At 53.7% G+C, this 750-nt stretch carries 1 protein-coding gene; it reads right to left on the reverse strand.

All coding sequences use genetic code 11. The features are described from left to right. Window positions 1-747, reverse strand: a 747-nt coding sequence (locus B4F73_RS07570) for an ATP-binding protein (RefSeq protein WP_290482911.1), incomplete at its 3' end; no start/stop codon positions are given. Between the last annotated feature and the right edge of the window lie 3 nt (window positions 748-750).

A 750-nucleotide genomic window follows, 5' to 3' on the forward strand; every position in this document is an offset into this window, starting at 1 on the left:
CTGCTGTGTGGTGAGGGCTGAAACAAGCGCATTTAGTTGAACGATATCAATCGGCTTGGGGGCATGATCCGTCATGCCAGCTTTCATACACTCGGCGATCTGTTCGGGCAGGACATTTGCGGTCAGTGCTACAATCGGAATTTGACTGGCTGGCGCAGACAGAGCCCGAATCTCGCGTGTCGCAGCAATGCCATCGAATTCCGGCATCTGGACATCCATCAGGATGATATCATACGTGTCGCCCTTACGAAGGGACGAGAGCGCACCATGCGCCGACAGAAAGCCCTGAACCGAGTGACCGAACTTTTCGAGCCCCAATTCAATCAGTTCCAAATTCATGGCGACATCGTCAACGGCCATGATCTTGAGCTTTCCGAGTTGTGGGGTTATGCCAGTCGAGCGGAAGTCGGACATCGGCACTTCCGCAGGTTTGAACGGCAATACCAGTTTCGCAACCGTACCCCGTCCAAGTTCGCTTTCCAGGTGCAATTCTCCCCCCATTAGCCGGGCAAGAGATCGACTTATGGAAAGCCCCAGGCCTGTGCCGCCAAACTTTCGAGTGACGCTATTGTCAGCCTGCTTGAACCCCTCAAAGACGCTTTCCAGTTTGTCATCGGGGATACCAGGCCCCGTATCTGCCACTTCAAATTTTAGCAAGTCTCCCTCCTGGGAGGCGCTGACTCGGACTGATCCTTCGGTTGTGAATTTTGCGGCATTTCCGATCAGATTGGTCAGTATCTGTTTCAGCCG

The sequence above is a fragment of the Hyphomonas sp. UBA3601 genome (assembly GCF_002375605.1).
Lineage (GTDB): Bacteria > Pseudomonadota > Alphaproteobacteria > Caulobacterales > Hyphomonadaceae > Hyphomonas.